The 17,210-nt window shown below is 73.7% G+C and carries 13 protein-coding genes; 6 read left to right on the top strand and 7 right to left on the bottom strand.

The genetic code is table 11. The features are described 5' to 3' along the window. The first annotated feature begins 4 nt into the window (after window positions 1-4). Complete coding sequence (locus ACFVSN_RS05315; RefSeq protein WP_380507997.1) at window positions 5-1,078, top strand: endonuclease/exonuclease/phosphatase family protein; 1,074 nt, start codon at window positions 5-7, stop codon at window positions 1,076-1,078. Window positions 1,079-1,274: 196 nt separating this feature from the next. Here ACFVSN_RS05315 and ACFVSN_RS05310 read toward each other — a convergent pair whose 3' ends face one another. Next, entirely contained in the window at window positions 1,275-1,910 is a 636-nt protein-coding gene (locus tag ACFVSN_RS05310) for an NAD(P)-dependent oxidoreductase (RefSeq protein ID WP_387597860.1), read from the bottom strand. A 118-nt stretch (window positions 1,911-2,028) separates the two neighbouring features. Here ACFVSN_RS05310 and ACFVSN_RS05305 point away from each other — a divergent pair, with 118 nt between their 5' ends. Together ACFVSN_RS05305 and ACFVSN_RS05300 are read left to right on the top strand one after the other, a co-directional pair. Beyond that, window positions 2,029-2,694 carry a TetR/AcrR family transcriptional regulator gene (locus ACFVSN_RS05305; protein ID WP_380441448.1) on the top strand — a complete coding sequence of 222 codons (666 nt, stop codon included), beginning with the start codon at window positions 2,029-2,031 and terminating at the stop codon, window positions 2,692-2,694. A 143-nt stretch (window positions 2,695-2,837) separates the two neighbouring features. After that, a complete protein-coding gene (locus ACFVSN_RS05300; protein WP_387597857.1) occupies window positions 2,838-4,280 on the top strand; it encodes a WGR domain-containing protein in 1,443 nt (480 codons plus the stop codon). A 15-nt stretch (window positions 4,281-4,295) separates the two neighbouring features. Here ACFVSN_RS05300 and ACFVSN_RS05295 read toward each other — a convergent pair whose 3' ends face one another. Continuing rightward, complete coding sequence (locus ACFVSN_RS05295) at window positions 4,296-4,859, bottom strand: hypothetical protein (RefSeq protein WP_387597854.1); 564 nt, start codon at window positions 4,857-4,859, stop codon at window positions 4,296-4,298. Between the two features lie 156 nt (window positions 4,860-5,015). Between ACFVSN_RS05295 and ACFVSN_RS05290 the strand changes: the two genes are divergently transcribed. Next, the gene (locus ACFVSN_RS05290; RefSeq protein WP_380508003.1) at window positions 5,016-5,987 is read left to right on the top strand and encodes an ArsR/SmtB family transcription factor; all 972 of its coding nucleotides are present in this window, start codon (window positions 5,016-5,018) and stop codon (window positions 5,985-5,987) included. 7 nt (window positions 5,988-5,994) lie between these two features. Here ACFVSN_RS05290 and ACFVSN_RS05285 read toward each other — a convergent pair whose 3' ends face one another. From ACFVSN_RS05285 to ACFVSN_RS05270, 4 genes are all read right to left on the bottom strand, one after another. Beyond that, window positions 5,995-7,656 (bottom strand): phospholipase, encoded by a 1,662-nt coding sequence (locus ACFVSN_RS05285; protein WP_387597851.1) that lies wholly within the window; start codon window positions 7,654-7,656, stop codon window positions 5,995-5,997. 186 nt (window positions 7,657-7,842) lie between these two features. Then, window positions 7,843-9,093 carry an alpha/beta hydrolase family protein gene (locus ACFVSN_RS05280; RefSeq protein ID WP_387953703.1) on the bottom strand — a complete coding sequence of 417 codons (1,251 nt, stop codon included), beginning with the start codon at window positions 9,091-9,093 and terminating at the stop codon, window positions 7,843-7,845. Between the two features lie 169 nt (window positions 9,094-9,262). Then, on the bottom strand, window positions 9,263-12,853 hold the full coding sequence (locus ACFVSN_RS05275; protein WP_387599379.1) for a DUF4132 domain-containing protein: 3,591 nt from the start codon (window positions 12,851-12,853) through the stop codon (window positions 9,263-9,265). Between the two features lie 101 nt (window positions 12,854-12,954). Continuing rightward, window positions 12,955-13,455: an Lrp/AsnC family transcriptional regulator gene (locus tag ACFVSN_RS05270; protein WP_387599381.1), complete on the bottom strand. Its 501-nt coding sequence runs from the start codon at window positions 13,453-13,455 to the stop codon at window positions 12,955-12,957. 150 nt (window positions 13,456-13,605) lie between these two features. Here ACFVSN_RS05270 and ACFVSN_RS05265 point away from each other — a divergent pair, with 150 nt between their 5' ends. Next, window positions 13,606-15,279 carry a histidine decarboxylase gene (locus ACFVSN_RS05265; RefSeq protein ID WP_387599384.1) on the top strand — a complete coding sequence of 558 codons (1,674 nt, stop codon included), beginning with the start codon at window positions 13,606-13,608 and terminating at the stop codon, window positions 15,277-15,279. Between the two features lie 176 nt (window positions 15,280-15,455). Beyond that, on the top strand, window positions 15,456-16,397 hold the full coding sequence (locus ACFVSN_RS05260; protein ID WP_387599387.1) for a hypothetical protein: 942 nt from the start codon (window positions 15,456-15,458) through the stop codon (window positions 16,395-16,397). A gap of 144 nt (window positions 16,398-16,541) precedes the next feature. On the opposite strand, the gene ACFVSN_RS05255 is transcribed toward ACFVSN_RS05260, so the two are convergent. Next, window positions 16,542-17,210: hypothetical protein (locus ACFVSN_RS05255; RefSeq protein WP_387599390.1), on the bottom strand; the 669-nt coding region annotated here is incomplete at its 5' end.

Below are 17,210 nucleotides of genomic sequence, written 5' to 3'. Positions count from 1 at the left end.
CGGAATGAACCTCAAGCAGGACGTGACGACGACCGCCGGTGAGCGCACGCGAACGGAGGAGCCGACCGCACGGCGCACGCCGCTGCACCGGGCGCTCCGCGCCGCCTCCCGGCCGGAGCCGTGGAAGCGCGGCCCGGTCCTCACGGCGCTGGCGCTGCTGCTGGGCCTGGTCCTGCTGCTGCACGCGCAGATCCCGAACGGCGTCTGGCACCTCGGCAGCCTGGTGGAGAACCTCCTGCCGTGGTTCGGCCTGTTCGTCCCGCTGCTGCTGGTCGCGGCGCTGTGGCGCCGATCGGCCGCCGCCGTGGTGGCGCTGCTGCTGCCGGTCACGGCGTGGCTCACCCTCTTCGGCGGAGTGCTCGCCGACAAGTCCCGCCCGGGCGGCGACCTCACCGTGGCCGAGCAGAACGTGGACGCCGACAACCCCGACCCGGGCGGCACCGCACGTCGCCTGGCCGCCTCCGGCGCCGACCTGCTGGCCCTGGTGGAGCTGACCCCGCAGTCCACGGACGCGTACGAGAAGGGGCTCGCGGCGGCGTACCCGTACCACGTGGTCCGGGGCACCGTCGGCCTCTGGAGCAGGCTGCCGCTGGGCGACGCCCAGCCGATCGACGTCATGGACTACGGGCCGCTGGCGGACACCCGGCCGGTGGACGGCAAAGCGGCCGAGAACCGGGCGCTGCGCACCACGGTGGCCACGGACCGCGGGCCGCTGACCGTGTACGTGGCACACCTGGGGTCCGTCCGGGTCCTCCCCTCGTCGGGCTTCTGGACGGCCTCGCGTGACATCGGCGTGCAGGCGATCGGCCGGGCCGTCGCCGCCGACGCGAGCGAGCGGACGCTGCTGCTGGGGGACCTGAACGGCAGCCTGGACGACCGCGCGTTCGCCGGCCTCACCGCCCGGATGCGCTCGGCCCAGGAGACCGCCGGGGACGGCTTCGGTTTCAGCTACCCGGCCTCGTTCCCGGTGGTGCGGATCGACCAGATCCTGGTCCGCGGCGTGACGGCGACGAGCTCCCGGGTGCTGCCGGACACCGGCAGCGACCACCTGCCGGTCGCGGCGGGCATCAGGTGGTGAACGCCTGCCGGGCACCGCGGTCCGGCCGGCGGCATCCAGCGGCATTCGGCGGCATTCGGCGGCATCGAGCCCGGGCCCGCGGCCGTCCGTCCCGCAGCCGGTGATCACCAGCCTGCCGCGGGGCGTGAGTTCGGCGGTGGGCACGGGCACCACCCGACCGCGTCCCGGCGGTACGTCACAAGCGGGTTCGGGTCCGTCAGCCGCCGACCCCGACGGCGTGCCGGAAGGTCTCCCGCGCGGCCACCATGTCGATCATCGCGCGGGCGACGTCCTCCCGGGCGACGCTGGTCGCGGCCGGGCCGGATTCGACGTCGCGCCGGGTGCGACCGCGCCCGGGGGCGTCGGTCAGCCGCGGCGGCCGGACGGCCGTCCAGTCGAGGTCGGTGTTGCGCAGCAGGCGCTCCATCGTCTCCAGGTCGGTGTAGAGGTCGCGGAGCACCGCCCACAGCAGTGGCGTGAAGACCTTGGACGCGAGGAGGGGCTGGCCGGTGCCGCCGCGGTTGAGCGGGCCGGCGCTCACCACGAGCAGGCGGCGGACCCCGGTGGCCGTCATGGCCGCGACCGCCGCACGCGCGGACGTGGAGGCGGGCTTCAGTGGGTCGGTGCGGCCGGCCTGGCCGATGCCGGAGAGCACGGCGTTGGCGCCCTCGACCACCGGCTCCAGCGAGGCGGGGTCGAGGGCGTCCGCGGTGACGACGGTGAGCCGCTCGTGCTGCAGGGGGAGGCGCGCCGGGTCCCGGACGGCGGCGGTGACGCGGTGCCCGTCGGCCAGGGCCAGGCGGACGAGGTGGCGCCCGATGCCTCCGGTGGCGCCGAGGACGGTGAGTTTCATGACCCCTCCCAGGGGTGGGTGCGCGAGGGTGGGTGAGTGTGGGTGGGTGAGTGCTCACTTACGTTCTCCTTCGATGGTGGGTGAGTGCTCACCCACCTGTCAAGGTACGCTGGGGCCCATGACGCGCGAGGGAACGCCGGAGAGCACGCACGAGGGCGCCGAGCCCCTGACCGGAGGGGCGCTCACCCGGGCCCGGGTGCTCGACGCCGCCGCCCGGCTGCTCGCCACCGTGGGTCTCACCCGCACCACGACGAAGCAGATCGCGCGCGAGGCGGGCTGCTCGGAGGCGGCGCTGTACAAGCACTTCCGGGACAAGGAGGAGATCTTCGTCCGGGTCCTGCGCGAACGCGCCCCCCGCCTCGCCGACGCCGTCGCCGAGCTGCCGGACCAGGCCGGGCAGGGCACCGTCCGTGAGCACCTGGAGACGCTGGTCCGGGTGGCCGTCCCGTTCTACCGCCGGTCGTTCCCGATGGCCGGCTCCCTGCTCGCCAGCCCCGAACTGCTCGCCGCCCACCGCGGCAAGCTCGGCGACGCCGGCCCGCACCAGGTCGGCGTCCACCTCGCCGAGTACCTGGCCGCCGAACAGCGCCTCGGCCGCGTCCCGGCCGCGCTCGACCCGCACGCGGCGGCGCTGCTCCTCATCGGCGCGTGCTTCCACCGGGCGTTCCTGGAGGTCTTCTACGCCGACGAGGCCCCGCCCGGCGTGCTGCTCCCGCCGACGACGGAGGAGTTCGCGACGGAGACGGTCCGCGCCCTCCTCGACGGCCTCACCCCGCGGGCCTGACCCCGGCTCACCACCCGTTGTCAGGCCCCGCTGTCAGGCCCCGTTGTCAGTGGCAGCGCCTAGATTCTGGGGAGTCGGCGGGCGGGCGCAGCGTCCGGGCCGCCGACGGAATCCAACTCCGTTGCCCGAAAGGGGTGTTCGCCGTGCCCGTCGCCGTGGATGAGCAGGTCACGTACATGGAGCTGTCGGAGGACGCCGGCACCGCGCACAAGTTCTACGAGGTGCGCGTCGCCGACTGCGTCGTGACCGTGCGCTACGGGCGGATCGGCGACGCCGGGCAGGTGAAGGCGACGAGCTACCCGAGCCCGGAGAAGGCCGCCGCGGCCGCCGCCAAGAAGGTGGGGGAGAAGGTCCGCAAGGGCTACGCCCCGGCCGTGCAGGGCGTGCGCCAGCGGCGCGCCACCACCCGGCGGCAGATCGTCAGCAGCCGTTCCACCGCCCGCCAGGCGCCGCTGCTGTGGCGCTTCCGCTCGGGCTCGCCCGCCTTCGGCATCTTCGTCGGCGAGGAGCACGCCTGGGTCGGCAACGAGGCCGGCGACGTCTACACGCTCACCCACGACGGCGAGGTGACGGGCCGCTTCGGCCTGCCCGACGGCGTCAAGTGCATCGTCGCGGACGACTGGTGGATCTACGCGGGCTGCGACGACGGCAAGGTCTACGACCTCGGCGGCAAGGTGCCGCGCGTCGCCTACGAGATCGCCGAGGACGTCGACATCTACTGGCTGGACATCCATGACGGCGTGCTCGGCGTCGCCGACGAGCGCGGCGGGCTGACCACGGTCGACCACGAGGACGAGTTCCAGTGGCGCCGCAAGGCCGAGGGCCGCGACGGCTGGATGGTGCGCTGCGACGCCGACGGCGTCTACCACGGCCACTCGCGCGGCGTCGCCCGCTACGCCTCCCGCGGCGGCGACCAGCTGTGGCACGCCGACACCAAGGGCGCCGTCCTGTTCGGCTGGCAGGTGGCCGACGACGTGTTCGCCGGCACCTCCCGGGGCTGGGTGCACCGGCTGCGCAAGGCGGACGGCACCGAGGTCGCGGCCTACCGGTGCGACGCCGCCGTGTTCTCCTGCGCGGCCTCGCCGGACGGCGCGTACGTCTTCGCCGGCGACAACCACTCCTCGGTGTACTGCTTCGCCGCCGACGGCACCCGGCTGTGGAAGCTCGCCACCGGCTGCGGATCGGCCTACAGCATGCAGTACCGCGACGGCCGGCTCTACCTGGTGACCACCGACGGCTCGCTGGCCTGCCTGGACGCGAGCGAGGCCGCCATCGGCGCCGCCGAGGCCGGCACCCTGCCGCGGACGGCCGAGGTGCGCGGCGCCGACGTCGAGCGCGTGCTGCCGGGCCGGGCGCTGGAGACGGTCGCGGCGGGCGCGGGCTTCGGCGGCGTGGAGGTGGAGTGCGTGCAGGACGGCGCCCGGCTGCGGGTGCGCGTCGTGTCGGCCGGGTACGACCCGACCTGGCGCGTGCAGTTCCCGAAGGACGTCCGGGTGGCCGGGGCGCGCTACCTCGTCGCGGAGGTCCGCGAGTCCGCCGGCGGCGGCTTCTACCGGGCCCGAGGGGACATCAAGCGCTTGCTGTGAAAGGCCACTTGCCGCTCACGCGAGCGTCTCGCAGAGGTTCTCCACCCGGTGCTGCACCAGCACCTGCGGCTGCCCGTCCGGGTGGACCAGCAGCGTCACGCCGCCGCTGAACAGGAAGTCGCCGGGGGCGTGGTACGGGTTCCCGGCGCGGACGCGGGCGGAGATGTGCGAGTCCTTCGGGATCAGCCACAGGACGCTGTGGTCGGGCAGCTTGTACTCGGTGGCCTTGCCGCTCTGGTCGCGGTCGACGCTGCGCCCGCTGTCCACGTTGGTGTAGCGCAGCACCAGCGGGCCGCGCCACAGCACCTCGGCCGGCGAGCCGTCGGGGTAGCGGGCGGCGACCTTGGTCTCCTCGCCCTCCACCAGCACCCCGATGAGCAGGTGGAACGGGCAGAGCGCGCCGGCCGGGAAGTCCTCGTCGCCGCTCGTGTACGGCTGCCAGCCGTCGTCACCGCCCGTGTGGGCCTGAGCGGTCGGGGCCACGGTGAGCAGTGCGGCGGCCAGCGCCGCGGCGGCGGCCAACGGTCGGGCGGCCCGGCGCAGGAACATGACGGGCAGGGACAAAGCGGGCAGGGACATGACGGGCCTCCTGGCGTGTCACGGACGAGAGAGGGGTGCGCGCCCCCTCCCCTGCGGGGGGCGCGGTGGCTATCGTCGAACGGCGGACGCGTCGCCCGCGATGCTTTCGGCCGAGGCCGAAACCGACCAGGCCGCGACGACGGCGGAGGGGGCACGGTGCTGCGGATCCACTTCACCGCCGAGGACCTGCTCGGCGTCCGCTTCGCCGACGGACCGGCGCCGCTCCTGGAACTCGGCCTCGCCGTCGCGATGCTCCAACGCCACGACGGCGGACCGGGGTTCGCCCGATGGCGCCGCTCGCTGAGCACGCCCCGGGCCCGGGCCGCCGTCGCCCCGCTGCGGCAGCTCGTGCCGCCCAGCGGCGCCGGTCCGCTCTTCCTCGACCCGCCGAGCGACGGCCTCGACCAGGGCCTGGAGACCGTCCGCAGCTCGACCGGCACGCTCGTGCGCCGCGAGCTGACCCGCGTCACGACCAAGGGCGGGCTGCCCGCCACCACCCTGCTGCGCCACCTCGCCGACCAGGACCAGGACGCCTGGCAGTACCTGGAACGCGCCATGCGCGCCGCCTACCCGGACCTCGTCGGCGCCGTCTGGCCCCGCCTGCGCACCGGCTTCGACACCGATCTCGCCTGGCGCGCCCGCGTCCAGCGCGAACACGGCCTGCGCGGGATGCTCGCCGGCCTCCACCCGGGCAGCCGGTGGCGCGGCAGCGTCCTGGAGATCCCCGTCGAGCGTGAGGTGGACGTCCGGCCGGGCGGCACCGGTCTCGTGCTGATGCCCTCAGCGCAGTGGACCGGCGGCCCGCTGGCCGGCCCGTACCCACTGGGCACGCTGCTCGTCTACCCGGCCGTCACCCCGCTGCCGCTGCTCCCGGAGAGCGGGCCGGACGGCGGCCCGCAGGACGACCCGATCGCCGCCCTGCTGGGCCGCACCCGCGCGGCCGTCCTGCGCCTGGCCGACCGCGAGCCCACCACCAGCCAGCTCGCCGCGGAGCTCGGCATCAGCCTCGCCTCCGCCTCCGAACACGCCCGCGCGCTGCGCCGGGCCGGGCTGGTGACGACCGTCCGCAGCGGCCGGGCCGTGCGCCACAGCCGGACGGGGCTGGGGCACCGGCTGCTGTCACCTTGACCCGGTGTCAGGCGTTGCAGATCCCGCGCGCGTAGTCGACCGTCGCGGTGGCCTGCGAATACTGCCACTGCGGCGACAGGAGCTGCGTGTCCAACTGCCCGGCGGCCGCGCGGTCCTCGACGACGTACCCGAAGTCCTGGAGCCAGGCCGGGTAGAGGTTCTTGGAGCCGATGTAGAGCGCCGAGCCGTCGACCGAGACCAGCTTGTGGTGCAGGGCGTACGGGTGGCCGTCGGCCCAGGTCGCGGCCGGGGTGGCGCGGAAGCTCGCGAGCTGGAGGTTGCGGCACATGGCGGTGCGGGCCTGTCCCTGGTCGCCGAGGCGGGCGGCCAGGCGGGCCTTGAGGACGTCGCTGATCTCGTTCAGCGACTTGATCTGCGAGTAGCCTCCGCTGCCGACCGCGCCGCGGTTGGCCGGGTCGCTGACGACGATGCGCACCTTGACGCCGTCGGCCAGCTTGGCGGCCAGCAGGTCGTAGAGGCGGGCGTCGTAGTGGGGCATGGGCGGGCAGGTGCCGTTGAGGTCCTGCTGGGAGATCTCGATGTGGCTGCCGGCGGCGCCGACGAGCGCCCGCAGGGCGTTCTCCTCCGGGTTGACGGTCTCGTAGTCGCGGTCCCCGTTGGTGTTGTCGTGCAGGCCGACCGGGCCGCACTTCACGTCGGCGGGGTTCGGGAGGTCCTCGGGCCGGTACGCCGAGGCCGGGTCGGAGGCGCGGATGCCGACGCCGAGGCCGCCGACGGCGATCACCGGGACGCCGCCGGTCGCGGGCGCGTCCTCGGCGGCCGGGTTGAGCCGCTGCTCCAGGTCGGGGGTGCACGGGGTGCCGCCGGTGGAGGCGAACCACGCGGCGGAGAACGTGCCGGTGTTGCGGCAGGTCCAGTCCCACAGGGTGTCCAGGTAGGCGCCGGCGGAGGCGGCGGCTGGCCCGTTCAGCGCGAGGTCGACGTCCGAGACCGGGTGGCCGGTGTCGAGGTAGTCCTTCTTCCAGTTGTTGATGCCACCGGTGATGACGGTCCGTCCGTCGACGACCAGCAGCTTGGAGTGGTTCCAGGAGAAGGCCGTCTTCGATGTGGTCATCGAGGCGACTTCGAGCGTGACGGCCGACGCGGCGTCACCGAGCCTGGCCACCAGGTCGTCCCGGTACTTCGACGGGAGGGCGCCGATGTTCAGCAGCGGTGCGGCGCCGGCCAGGACCCGCACGTGCGGCCGGTTCCCGGCGGCGACGGAGGCCTTGAGGCCGGCCGCGATGGCGTCCTGGAAGGCGCCGTCCGGGAAGGGCGCGAGGGTGGATATGTCGACGGTGCGGGTGGCGCGGGAGATGTTCTCGCGCATCTTGTCGAGCAGGCGGCGGGTGCCGGGCCGGTCGGTGCAGGACGGGTCGCCCCAGCAGCCGGGGGTCTGGAGCAGCCAGGCGCCCGGGTCGTCGGCCGGGGCGTCGAGCCGGTTGCCGGCGGTGCGCTGCCAGACGGATCCGTCCAGGCCGGGCGAGACCTGACGCAGGGTCGCCTCGACGGCGTCGAGGTACGGGGTGGCGCCGGGCTGTGCGGGCGCGGGGGCTGGGGCGGATTCGGCGACGGCGGGGGTCGCGGTCAGGACGCCGAGGGCGACGGTGAGCGCGAGCGCCGAGGCGGCGGTCCGGCGGAGGGAAGGGGTGGGACGGTGGCGGTGCATGTACGAGTCCTTCACGAGGGTCCGGTGATATTCACCCGGTTGGCCCCGTAAAATTACCTTAATTTAACCATATCGAGTGTCAGGACCCCATCAAGGCACGGCTTTCGGCCATGCACCGGACGGCGATGCACCGGACGGCCACACGCAGGACGGCGGCGCCCGTCCGGGGCGCCGCCGTCCACCGCCTCACGGCAGGTACGTCACCGCCGGGAAGTCGCGCGACGGCCCGTCGAGCAGGTGCCCGCCGCGGTGGCGCAGGTGCTCGTCGAAGAACGCGAGCGGGTACGCCTGCTGGATCCGTACGGCCTCGTCCGGATCGAGGGTGCCGATCACGTCCTGGAGCTGCTGCGGGGTCCAGCCGAGCAGCTGCGCCACCTGCGGGTACAGCGCCTGGCTGTCGCCGTAGGAGGAGTGGAGGGCGCCCTGGGCCTGGATGTTGAGCCGCCAGCCGCGCAGGTGCTCCCAGAACTGCTCGGCGGTGGGATCGGTGGCCCGGGTGAACTCGGCGGTCATCATCATGAACGGCCGGTCCAGATCGCCGCTCAACGCCGGGCGCATCTGCATCGGGCCGTCGAGGCTCAGCCCGGCCCGGATGCGCCGGTCCGTGAGGGTGGCGCACGCGGTGGCCGTGCCGCCCTTCGACCAGCCGAACGCGCCCATGCGCTGCGGGTCGAGGGAGCCGAGCAGCCCCTTCGGCAGCTCCCGCCCGTCGACGTCCGGATTGCACCCGGCGGCGAGCTGCTCGGCGCAGTCGAGGAGGAAGCGCAGGTCGGCGGCGAAGTCGCCCGGAGCCGTGGGCGTGTTCGGGCCGCCCATGGGGACGGCGATCCGGCCGTCGGGGAACTCCGTGAACGAGTCGTAGGCGTGGGCGACCGTGATGACCGCGTACCCGTGGCTCGCGAGTTCCTGGACCATGATCGTGTGGTCGCCCTGGTGGCTGTGCGCGCCGTGCGCGTACACGACGACGGGCAGCCGCCGGCCCGACCGCCGCACGGGGGCGCCCGTGTGGCCCGAAGTGAGCGGCGCCAGCGCGGGATCGAGGGCGACCCCGACGTCGGAGAGGAACGCCTTGAGCGCGCCGGCCGGCATCCAGGGCGCCACCGGGTACCGCTCGACGTCCCGCGCCGGGTACCAGACGGTGGCCATCAGCTCGCGGAACTTCCCCGGCCCGGCGATGGCGTCCGGGCGCGACCGGTCGACGAGGTGCAGCCGCACCTGGCCCACCGGGTGCGGCCCGGTGGGCTCGGGCAGCGTCAGCCGCCCCGGGGCTCCGGCCGTCGGGGTCGTCGGGGCCGTCGGGGCCGGCGCCGCCCACGCGGGGCCGGCGACGGCGGCGAGCGGCACGGCGGCCCCGGCGGCCAGCGCGGCGCCCAGCATGCGGCGGCGCGACGGGCCCGTGCGGCCGGTGGGCGGTGCGGCGGTCGGAGTGGTGGTCACGAGCCCTCCCCAAGGTCACGGATCGTCAGTCATGCCGCGACGGAAGGTCCGTGGGCACGGGAGGAACGCTGTCACGTGCCCTCCCGGTAGGGCATCGGCCCACGGATTGATCACCCGTGCGGGATTAGGCCCACGGGTTTACACCCGTGGGCCTATGCCCGCACGGAGGCTACGGCGCCGTCACCGCCTCCAGGTCGGCGAGGAGCTCGGAGGCCACGACGGGGTCGAGCTCGCCGAAGGTCGCCGGGTACTCGGTCCTGCTCCAGTGGTCGCGCGGCGTACGGTCCAGCCAGACCGTCTCGAAGGTCTGGTCGGGGAACTCGTCGACGACCCCGACCCAGATCCCCTCGTTGAGCGCGATGACGAGGTGGAGGCCCTCGCCGAGCTTCTTGGAGAACCAGCGCTCGATGCCCGCGTCCTGCGGTTGGCCGCGCTCCCAGCCGCGTTTGGTGAGTCCGAGTAGGCGGCCCGTCGGCACCGTTTGACCCTCGAACCGGTGCAGGTGGCTGACGGCGGCCTCCTCCGGCGTCACCGCCCGCACCGGGCGCGCGAGTTGCGGGAACGGCTGGGCGATCCCGTGAGCGGCGGAGCGCTCCACCCACGCCGCCACGGCCGCCTCGCCGAGGAGCAGTGGGTGCGGGAGGCGGACCGTCGCGTCCTCGGGAAGGACGAATACGGAGTCCTCGACGTCCGCGAAGCTGTGCTCCCCGGTGACGCGGAAGGCGGTGGTCGTGCCGTCCGTGCTCTCCGCGAGCCAGACGAGGCGCCGCACGAGGTGCTGTACCAGCGGGTGCTGGACGAAGAGCTCCCGGAACTCGCCGGCCGTCCAGGTGCGCCCGGCCACCATGGCCGCCTCCAGTCGGCGTATCTGGTCCGAGGCGATCGCCCGGACCTCCTTCTTCAGTGCGACGAAGCGCTTGCGCTCGGCCGGCGCCAGCTCCTGGTCGTCCCGGACGCCGGGGGCGGGCAGGTCCTTGAGCCGTTTGCCGTCCCCGTCCAGCACGTACGGGCGCAGTTCCTCGTCGAACCCGACGGTGAAGCGGCGCGGGCCGTAGTCGACGACCGTCGTGCCGTCCGGGTCGAGCCCGAGGTCAGGCACGAGCCGGTCGGAGAGCTGCTCTCCGGTGAGGCCCAAGCCCTCGGCGACCTCGGCGATCTTCTCCTGGGCGCGTTGCTTGAGCGCCTTGAACCTCACCCGCTGGGCGATGGTGTGCAGGTGCAGGAGGGCGACGTCGCTCCCGATGGCCGCCAGGACGGACAGGCCCTCGACGGCGCGGTGGTGCGCGTCCTGCCCGGGCCAGGCGCACAGGAGCGGGGTGAGCCGGCGGACGGTGTCGTCGTTCCCGAGGAAGCCGAGCGCGTGCAGCGTCCACGTTTCCGGGGCGGGCATCCCGGCCAGGTGCCACTCCTGGAACAGCGCCCACGCGAAGGCGGTCAGCGAGTCCGCACGGCAGGCCTCGACGACGGTGGCGAGCGCGGGGTGGGGCGCGCCGGGCCCGGACAGCGCGAGGATCGTCAGCACATGCCCGACGGCCTCCTCCGGCAGGGCCCGACCGTCGGCCAGCAGCACCTGCGGGAGCAGCGCGGGCCGCGCCCACGCGGGCAGGACCGGCAGCTTGGCCGGCACGCCCGTCGCGGCAGGGTCCGTGTCGAGCGCGTCGGCTGCGATCCCCGCAGCCTCCGTGCCGTACCGGTCGGCCACGGCCGCGAGGAGGACCTCCGGGCTCTCGGCGGCCGCGACCGCGCGCAGCGCCTCCTCGGCGGCCTTGCGGGCTCGCCCGGCCGGGCCCACGGCGTCGGGGACGAGCAGCAGCGCGGCGGCCACGCCGTGCCGCTCGAACCACGAACGGGCCTCCGACCGCATGGACTTGAGCCGGACCAGGCAGTCGGCCATGATCCGCGCCGTGTCGGCCGAGAGGAACGGCGCGAGCAGCGGTGCGTAGCTCGCCGGCCTGGTGCGCGCGAGCGACACGGCCGTCGGCAGCGCGGCCGGACCGTACCGGGCGACGAGGGGAAGCAGCGGCTCGTGCCCGTCGTAGTGGGCGTCGGGCCGCCAGGTGCGGACCCAGGAGGCGAGCTCTTCCGCGGGCCCCATCATCAGCAGCCGGACCGCGTACCAGTGGCTGCCGCCACTTCCCACCAGGACCCGCGCCGCCTCGGCCGCCCAGTCCGTCGACTCCGGGTACTCCCACCGGCTGTAGTCCGCCGCCCCGGCGGCCCAGCTCTCCCGCTCCCCGGGAAGCCAGGCCTCCACCGTCACGTCGTCCGGCTCCAGGCCCTTGAGCACGCGCGCCTTGCGGGGCGGCGTCGGCTTGCGCGTCCGCGGCGGCGAGACCAGCACCGGCGGCAGCGCCTCGGCGGGCGCGTCGGGTACACGGCCCCGGACGCCGTCCAGCGAGCCGACCAACTCGGCGGAAGTGTCGTCGAGTTGCGCCAGAATCGCGGGCAGGTCGGCCAGGTGCAGGAGCGCGTGGGTGGTGAGGAGCCGCCGTGCCGCCGGCGCCGCGCTGCCCTCCTTGAGCACGGCCTCGGCGAGCAGCCGCGTGGCGCGGACCGGGTAGCGCTGCATGGCGTCCTGGAGCGCGGGCCGGACGTGCTTGTCGTCGATGCGGGCGAGCAGGAGGCGGAAGGCGTCGTCGGTCGGGAACCGTGCCACGGCCGCCGCCATGGCCCGCACCGCGTCGCCGCCGTAGACGATGGCGAGCGCCTCGCCGAGGAGCGGCACGCACGCCGTACCGACGGCGTCGGCGAGCGTGGCGACGAGCGCGACCGACCAACTGGGCCACATGTGCTTGGAGTAGGGGCCGAGGCGCTCCACCTGCCCGGGGTCGTCGAGCGAGCGGAGCAGCATCGGCCGCAGCTGCCGCGCGTCGTCGCCGTAGTCGGGCTCGTCCGCGACGCACTCGTCGGCCCAGCCGGGGGTGCCGGGAGCGAGATAGGTGGCGACGGCACGGCGAAGCGGCGTGGTGCGGAGCGTCGCGAGGGTGGCGACGACGCCGTCGTACGTCGCCTCGTCCGCGATGGAGAGCAGTGCCCGCACCCGGTCCGCCGGCCCCGCCGTCAGGTGCAACGGGAAGGCGTCCTTCGGCCCCAGGGACCGCAGGCGCGGCTGCGTCCGGTAGTGGTGGCCGTGACCCCACGTCGCCTCGACACCGAAGGCTTCCACGACTGCGCGTGCGGCGAACACGAGCCCGTGCCGGACCACCCACGCGTCGGTGAACAGCACCGCGTCCACCCGGGTCTGCATCGAACCAGGGAGCAGACTCGCGACCGCGACGGCGCCGAGCGCGTCGGCCTTCCCGGCGAGGAAGGCGCGGGCGGCGCGGACCAGCTCCGGGTCGGAGTGCGGGGACGCCAGGGCCTGCTCGATCCACTCCCGGTCGGTCGCGATGTGCTGCTCCGCCGTGGCCAGGGACTCCGGCGACGGCGTGGTCACGGCGCGGGCCGTCCTCCCGCGGCGCGGCTCGACCAGTTCCTTCCACGCGGCGGGCATGACGAAGGCGTCCTCGTCGGGCGGCGAGGCGGGCAGGGCAGCATCGGCCGGGACCGGCCGGGTGCCCACCTCCGCGTACCCCTTGCGCTCCTTCTCCGCGACCAGCTTCCCGAACTGCGCCAGCGCCGCCTCGGCCGAGCCCAGCTCCTTGACCTGCGCCCGCCCCTCCGCGCCGATCCGGCCGTAGCGCACGCGCACCGAGGCGCCCTCGACCGCCGCCTCCCAGAACTTCGCGGATCCGTCCGCCACGAACTCCCAGCGCCGCACAGCCCCTCCTACGCCTTCCGCAACCCCCACCGGCCCGTCCGGTGATCACCGAGGGGAACGCTAGCGGTACCCACTGACAATCGGGCCGGCTCCGGCCCAGGTCAGGGCGGGGGAGCGAGGTACCGGCGGCCGGGTATCTGCTCGAAGATCAGGTTGGTGCGGGTCTGGGCCACCGCCGGGTGCGTGGTCAGGTGGTCGACGACGAAGTCGCGCAGCGACTCCGGGCCGGCCACGCCGACGTGCAGGAGGTAGTCGTCGGAACCGGCCATGTGGAACACGGCCAGGACGCCGGGCAGGTCGGGCGCGGTGTTGCGGAAGCTCTCGTTCTGCTCGCGGGTGTGGGCGCGCAGGCGCACCGAGATCATCGCCTGGAGCGGCAGCCCGATGGCCGCCGGGTCGACCTCGGCGCGGAAGGCGCGGATGATGCCGCGCTCCTGCAGCGCCCGGACCCGGGCCAGGCAGGTGGAGGGGGCGATGCCCACGGCCTCGGCCAGGGCGTTGTTCGGGATGCGGGCGTTGTCGGCCAGGGCCCGGATGATCGCCCGGTCCACGTCGTCCACCGGGGTTCGGGCGGTCCGGGTGGCCTGCGGATTGTTCGGCATGCCCGCCAGGATCGCAGCCGTTCCCGAAGAATCGCAAACATGATCTAGTTCCGACCGAATTTCCTGCGGAGGAGCTTCTCAAAGGCGCCGGGAAGTTCCATCCTTGGGCCCGCAGCCCCCTACGTTCTCGACCTCCCGGAGCGCCCCCGCATGAGCCCGACCGCCACGTTCAGCGCCGGCACCGCCGGAACCGCCGGCACCGCCGTCGACCCCGGCCCGGAGCTGGACGTCGCCGAGTTCGTGCTCCCCGCGGGCGGTCTGGACGAGACGCAGCGCCAGCACGCGCTGGACACGGTCGACGAGTACCTGTCGCGCAAGCGCAAGCACCTGGTCGGTTACCAGGCCACCCAGGACATGCAGGGCACCGCGCTGGACCTGGCCCGGTTCATGCCGAACAACATCAACAACCTCGGCGACCCGTTCCAGAGCGGCGGCTACAAGCCCAACACCAAGGTCGTCGAGCGCGCCGTGCTCGACTACTACGCGCGGCTGTGGAACGCGAAGCGCCCGCACGACCCCGCCGACCCCGAGTCGTACTGGGGCTACATGCTGTCCATGGGCTCGACCGAGGGCAACATGTACGCGCTCTGGAACGCCCGCGACTACCTGAGCGGCAAGGCGCTGATCCAGCCGCCGACGGCCCCGTTCGACGCGCTGCGCTACGTCAGCGCCGCGCCCGACCGCCACAACCCCAACGCCCACCGCCCGGTGGCGTTCTACTCCGAGGACACCCACTACTCCTTCGCCAAGGCGGTGTGCGTCCTCGGCGTCGAGACGTTCCACGCCGTCGGCCTGGAGAAGTACGCGGACGAGTGCCCGCTGGTCGACCCGGTCACCGGGCGCCGCGAGTGGCCCACCGAGGTGCCCTCCCGGCCCGGCCCGTCCGGCCTCCCGTGGGACGGCACCGGCGAGATCGACGTCGACGCGCTCGCCGTCCTGGTCGAGTTCTTCGCCGCGAAGGGCCACCCGGTCTTCGTCAACCTGAACCTCGGCAGCACCTTCAAGGGCGCGCACGACGACGTCCGCGCGGTGTGCGAGCGCCTGCTGCCGATCTTCGAGCGCCACGGCCTGGTGCGGCGCGAGGTGGTCTACGGCACCGACCCGGCCACCGGCGAGCCCCTGGTCGACGTGCGCCGCGGCTTCTGGATCCACGTGGACGGCGCCCTCGGCGCCGGCTACGCGCCCTTCATGCGGCTCGCCGCGACCGACCAGCAGTACGGCTGGACGCCCGAGGTCGAGCTGCCCGAGTTCGACTTCGGCCTCACCCTGCCGACCGCGGAGCACGGCGACGTCGACATGGTTTCCTCGATCGCCATGAGCGGCCACAAGTGGCCCGGCGCGCCCTGGCCCTGCGGCATCTACATGACGAAGGTCAAGTACCAGATCTGCCCGCCGTCCCAGCCCGACTACATAGGCGCGCCGGACACCACCTTCGCCGGCTCCCGCAACGGCTTCTCGCCGCTGATCCTCTGGGACCACCTCTCCCGCCACTCCTACCAGGACCAGGTGGACCGCATCCGCCGCGCCCAGGAGCTCGCCGGCTACCTGGAGCGCCGCCTGCGCGCGCTGGACGCGGCCCTGGGCGTCGACCTCTGGACGGCCCGCACCCCCGGCGCCGTCACCGTGCGCTTCCGTCAGCCCAGCGCCGACCTGGTGGCGAAGTGGTCGCTGTCCTCGCAGGACGTCGTGATGGTCCCCGGCGACGAGTCCACCCGCCGCAGCTACGTGCACGTCTTCGTGATGCCCTCGGTCGACCGGGCCAAGCTGGACGCCCTCCTCGCCGAGCTCGCCCACGACCCGGAGTACCGGGCACAGGCCTCCTGACGTCCGGACCGGGGCCCGCACCCCGGTCCGGACCCTGCCTGCGGGTGCTCCCCGGCGATCCGGTACGGTCACGGCCTCACGTCTGTTCAGTTCCGGTGACGGTCCGTGAAGACCGCCACCGGGGGAGCGGTGAGGCCCCACCCGCACCGTGCACCACACCACTAGGGAGCTTCCTCGTGCACCAACCCCTGCGCCGGAGCCTTCCGGCCCTTGCCGCCCTCGGCATAGCCATCGGCGCCCCGCTGATGACCGCCGGCACCGCGCACGCCCAGGGCGAGTACGCCTGTGGCGACGTCAACGTGAAGTACTCGGTGGACGGCGGCAAGTCCTGGACCGAAGACGGCCGGATGGACCAGCCGCACGGCGTCATCCAGGTCCGCCTGGTCGGCGACATCACCGAGGGCTGCGACTACGAGGTCTCGCTGGCCTCGTACGACACCGAGGGCCCGACCTGGGAGACCTCGGGCAAGCAGACCTTCCTCGGCTGGGCGACCACCACGCTCAACAAGGGCCACAGCCAGGCGACCCTGGACGTCAGCAAGCACCTGCCGAAGTGCTTCGGCCAGATCGACCTGTACAACAACGACCAGAAGTTCGACGGCGTCGCCAACCCGCTGCCGAAGTACCCCAACGGGGTCTTCCCGAACGACCTGATCACGGCCTGGAACGGCGGCAAGGCCTGCACGCCGACCCCGACCCCGACCGGCACCCCGACCGCCACGGGCACGCCGACTCGGACCCCGACCGGCACGCCGACCTCCTCGGCCTCGCCCACGGGCACCCCCACCCAGCACCCGACCGGGACGCCCACGGCGACGACGACGCCGTCGACCAGCGCCTCGCCCTCGGCCTCCACCAGCACCAAGCCGTCGGCGCCGGCCACCACCGGCACCCCGTCGGCCTCCCCGGCCGCGCCGGCCCCGTCCGGTCCGGCCGACACCACCGGCCCGGTCGGCAAGCCGAGCGCCAAGCCGGTCTCGACCAAGCCTGCGCCGGTCCTGGCCAGCACGGGTGGCAACAGCGGCCAGATGATCGCCTACGGCGCCGGCGGCGCCGCGCTGCTCGCCGTCGGCGGCGGCGCACTGGTGATCGCCCGTCGCCGCGGCTCCCGCAGCTGACGCACCGTCACATCCCGTAACACCCGGACGCCCGCGGCCACTTGGACCGCGGGCGTCCGTCCGTTTCCGGCAGCTCAGCCGTACGAGCCCGTCCCGATACCGGTTCGGCCGACAGCGCCCGGGCCCGGCAACGGTGTCGAGGCTTCAGCTGGTCTTGAACGGTGTGGTGCCGAGGGTGTACCAGGGGCCGATGGGCTGGCCGTCGGCGGTGTAGGCCTTGGAGATCCGGCCGTCGGAGCTGCCGATGGCGAAGACCTCGGCGGCGTGGTTGTCGGACTCGTAGACGGCGGACGGGGTACCGCTGAACGACCAGCCGGTGTTGATCGACTCCCAGCCGTGCCAGGGGCCGGCGTTGAGGTTGTAGTCGTGGTTCACCGCGCCGTCGGTGCCGATGGCGAACAGTTCGATGGCGTTGGTGGTGGCGTTGTACACGGCCGCGGGGCTGCTGGTCGCCTGCCATCCGTCCCCGAGGGAACTCCAGCCTTGCCACGTGGCGCCGTTGAACAGGTAGGAGTGGAAGACCGCGCTGTTGGCGCCGGTGGCGAACACTTCGGTGACCTTGTTCACGGGGTTGTAGACCGCCGCCGGGTTGGCCACGGACTTGAAGCCGTCGGCCACAGGGGTCCAGCCGGTGTATGCGTTGCCGCCGGTGGAGTAGTTGTGGGCGATGATGCCCTTGTCGTCGGTGGCGAAGACTTCGGCGGTCTGGGTGTCGGTGTTGTAGAGGGCGGCGGGGGTGCCGGTGGTGAACTTCTTGTTGGTGTCGAGGGATTCCCAGCCGTGCCAGGGGCCGGCGTTGAGGTTGTAGTCGTG

The organism is Kitasatospora sp. NPDC057904, assembly GCF_042887925.1.
GTDB lineage: Bacteria > Actinomycetota > Actinomycetes > Streptomycetales > Streptomycetaceae > Kitasatospora.
This window is presented reverse-complemented; position numbering and strand designations above follow the sequence as displayed.

Coding starts and splice junctions, on each gene's coding strand:
- ACFVSN_RS05315 (WP_380507997.1), top strand. CDS start 5: ATGAACCTCAAGCAGGACGTGACGACGACCGCCGGTGAGCGCACGCGA.
- ACFVSN_RS05310 (WP_387597860.1), bottom strand. CDS start 1,910: ATGAAACTCACCGTCCTCGGCGCCACCGGAGGCATCGGGCGCCACCTC.
- ACFVSN_RS05305 (WP_380441448.1), top strand. CDS start 2,029: ATGACGCGCGAGGGAACGCCGGAGAGCACGCACGAGGGCGCCGAGCCC.
- ACFVSN_RS05295 (WP_387597854.1), bottom strand. CDS start 4,859: ATGTCCCTGCCCGCTTTGTCCCTGCCCGTCATGTTCCTGCGCCGGGCC.
- ACFVSN_RS05285 (WP_387597851.1), bottom strand. CDS start 7,656: ATGCACCGCCACCGTCCCACCCCTTCCCTCCGCCGGACCGCCGCCTCG.
- ACFVSN_RS05270 (WP_387599381.1), bottom strand. CDS start 13,455: ATGCCGAACAATCCGCAGGCCACCCGGACCGCCCGAACCCCGGTGGAC.
- ACFVSN_RS05265 (WP_387599384.1), top strand. CDS start 13,606: ATGAGCCCGACCGCCACGTTCAGCGCCGGCACCGCCGGAACCGCCGGC.